Here is a 3,307-nt window from a genome sequence, read left to right on the forward strand (position 1 = left end):
CGCCCGTTTCATAGCGGCGCTGCTGCCGGTGGCATTGGGGGCGGTGCTGGGTGCCCTGGTGTTGTACGAGTTGCAGACCTCGGCATTGGAGGCCGAGCTGCTGTCGCGCTGGGCGGCGCGCGCCACCTACACCGTCGGCGATGGCCCGAGCCCGCGCGTGGCGTTTCCGTCCGCGGGTCCGTTCGACGTCCGGCGTGGCTACGCACAGCTGCCGAGTTTTCAGTCGCGACTGACCGCGCACGGCTTTCAAGTGGCGCGGCAAGCCCGCGTCTCACCGGAGCTCGCGGCCCTGGTGTCGTGGCGTGTCGCCCCACCGTACCGCGAGCCGCCGGTGACCGGCCTCACCATCCGTGGCAACGGGGACTCGGTCCTTTTCAATGCGGTGAACACGGGCCGCAGCTTTCAACGCTTCGAAGACATCCCGCCGCTGCTGGTCGACGCGTTGCTGTACATCGAGAACCGCGAGCTGCTGACCCCCTTCGATCCACGCAGCAACCCGGTGATCGAATGGGATCGCCTGGCGAAGGCGAGCCTGCTGTACGTCGGCGGCAAGCTCCACCTGCCGGTGCAGCTGCAAGGCGGCAGCACGCTGGCGACACAGCTCGAGAAGTATCGCCACTCGCCGAGCGGGCGCACCACCGGCGCGTTCGAGAAGCTACGGCAGCTGATCGGCGCCAGTCTCAAAGCCTACGCCGACGGCCCGGACACGCGGCCGTGGCGGCGGCAAATCGTCGTCGACTACCTCAACACGCTGCCGCTGGCGGCGGCACCCGGCTACGGCGAGCTCAATGGGCTGGGCGATGGGCTCTACGCCTGGTTCGGTCTGCGATTGGAGGACATGTGTTGCGTGTCGAGGGCGCCGCAACCGACGCCCGAAGGGGTACGCGTTTTCAAGCATGCCTTGGCGCTGCTCATCGCCGTGCGCGCGCCGACGACGTACCTGGTCGAGTCGCGCCCGCAGCTGGCAACCAAGGTCGATGAGTACACCGACTTGCTGGCGAGGGATGGCGTCATCGACCCCGCGCTGGCGCAAGCCCTCAAGGCGACACCGATCACGTTCCTGCCGCACGCCCCTGTGCCGCCGCCCGTGTCCTTTGTGCAGCAGAAGGCCCCCAACGCCGTGCGCACGACGCTGATGCGCATGCTCGATGTGCCGAGCCTCTACGATCTCGACCGCCTGCACCTCGAGGTGTCGAGCCCCATCGACGTCTCGATGGAGGAACGCGCCAGCGAGCTCTTTCAGGACCTCGCCGACCCGCGCTTCGTCGTCGCACACGGGCTCAAAGGCGAGCACCTGCTGCAAACCGGCGATCCGCACAAGGTGATCTACAGCCTGATGCTCTTCGAGCGCGCGCCGGAGGGTAACGTGCTGCGCGTGCATGCCGACAACCTCGACCGCCCCTTCGACATCAATGACGGCATCAAGATGGAGCTCGGCAGCAGCGCGAAGCTGCGCACCCTGGCGCACTACCTCGAGCTGGTGACCGAGCTGGACCACGAGCTGGAACCGCTCGACGCGAAGACGCTCGCTGCGCGCGCCCGCGTCGCGCGTGACCCGATCACCAAGTGGGCGGCAGAGACGCTGCAGCACGACCAGCATCTCGACCTCGACGGCCTGCTGCAGCGCGGGCTCGAACGCCGCTACGCGGCGAGCCCGTATGAAGCCTTCTTCACCGGCGGCGGCATGCACACCTTTGTAAACTTCCAGCGCAGCGACAACGGCCGCGTCCTGTCGGTGCAGGACGGCCTGCAAGGGTCGGTGAACCTGGTCTTCATTCGCCTCATGCGCGACCTCGTGCGCTACCATCAAGCCCGCTTGCCGTACGACGTGGACCGCGTGCTCAACGACCTCGACGATCCGCAACGGCAGCGCCTGCTGACCGCCATCGCTGGGGACGAAGCGGAGCACTTCCTGCTGCAGGCGTACCGCACGTATCACGGGCAATCGACCGAGGACATCATCGAGCGACTGTTGGGTCGCCGCGCCGACTCGCCGCGTCACCTGGCGATGCTCTTTTACGCGTGGCATTCGGGAGCGGACGAGGCGGCCCTCGGGGATTGGCTGCAGGAGCGGGCGGGGCCGCTGCCGGCCGAGGCGGTGCACCGCCTGGCGCGCGCCTACGGCAATCCGCGCCTCAACATCGCCGACTACGGGTACTTGCTGTCGCGGCATCCGCTCGAGGTGTGGTGTGCCGGTGAGCTGACGCGCGACCCGACGGCGACGTGGCCGCAGCTGCTCGAGCGCAGCGCGGCGGTGCGCCGGGTCGCCTCGGCGTGGCTGTTCAAGACCCGCAACCGGCATGCGCAAGACCGGCGGCTGCGCATCCGCATCGAGCGTGACGCCTTCGCCCGCATGACGCCGTACTGGCGGCGACTGGGATTTCCCTTCGCGCGGCTCGTCCCGACGTATGCCACGGCCATCGGCAACTCCTCCGATCGTCCGGCGGCGTTGGCCGAGCTGATGGGCATCATCGTCAACGACGGCGTGCGGCGGCCGACGCTACGCATGACCGAGCTGCACTTCGCCGAGGGCACGCCGTACGAGACCGTCTTCGAGCCGGCGCCGTCGAGTGGGGAGCAGGTCATGGACCCCGCGGTGGCGCGGGCGCTGCGCGGCGGGCTCGCCGATGTCGTGAACCATGGCACGGCGCGCCGCGTCGCTGGCGCGTTCGTGCACAACGGGAAGCCCCTGATCGTCGGTGGAAAGACGGGAACCGGCGATAACCGCTACAAGACCTTCCGTCGACACGGCGGGGTCATCTCGGCACGCCCGGTGAACCGCACCGCAACCTTCGTCTTCTACATCGGTGACCGCTACTTCGGCGTGCTCACCGCCTTTGTCCCCGGCAGCCAGGCCGGCGCGTATCAGTTCACCAGCGCGTTGCCGCTCGCGGTGTTGAAGCTCGCTGCGCCGATCATCAATCCGCACCTATAGGGCCATTGCGGACGCCGGCTCGGCCAAGGTCGCCCGCGAGGATGCCTTCCCTCTGCGAGTGCGCATTCCGGCCGGAGTCTGCGGACTGGCGCGAGACAGCGACATTCTCGTCGACCAGATCCTCGCGTGGGACAACGAGCTGTTCCGGCGCGATCTCGGTTCCGTGCCCGAAGCGGTGCAGGACGAGGTTCGGCGAGCGCTGCTCGAGTTCTTGGATCTGCTTTAACGAGTGATCGTCCAAATTCCAGACGTGGCTCAGCGCCGGCGCTCCTTCAAGGCCTTGTCGAACTCACTTGAATGGGTGCCTTACCAGCTCTTCGCTATTCTACCGTAGCGTGCGTCACGTGGATCGAACTGGGTTCAGCGTCGGCA

2 protein-coding genes are annotated in these 3,307 nt (G+C 67.6%); both read left to right on the forward strand.

What is annotated here, in order from left to right; all coding sequences use genetic code 11:
* A partial coding sequence (locus VF515_07510; protein HEX7407484.1) for a transglycosylase domain-containing protein occupies positions 1 to 2,935 on the forward strand: 2,935 nt, incomplete at its 5' end.
* 4 nt (positions 2,936 to 2,939) lie between these two features.
* Complete coding sequence (locus VF515_07515) at positions 2,940 to 3,161, forward strand: type II toxin-antitoxin system PemK/MazF family toxin (GenBank protein HEX7407485.1); 222 nt, start codon at positions 2,940 to 2,942, stop codon at positions 3,159 to 3,161.
* The last annotated feature ends 146 nt before the right edge of the window (positions 3,162 to 3,307 follow it).

This window comes from Candidatus Binatia bacterium (assembly GCA_036382395.1).
GTDB lineage: Bacteria > Desulfobacterota > Binatia > HRBIN30 > HRBIN30 > JAGDMS01.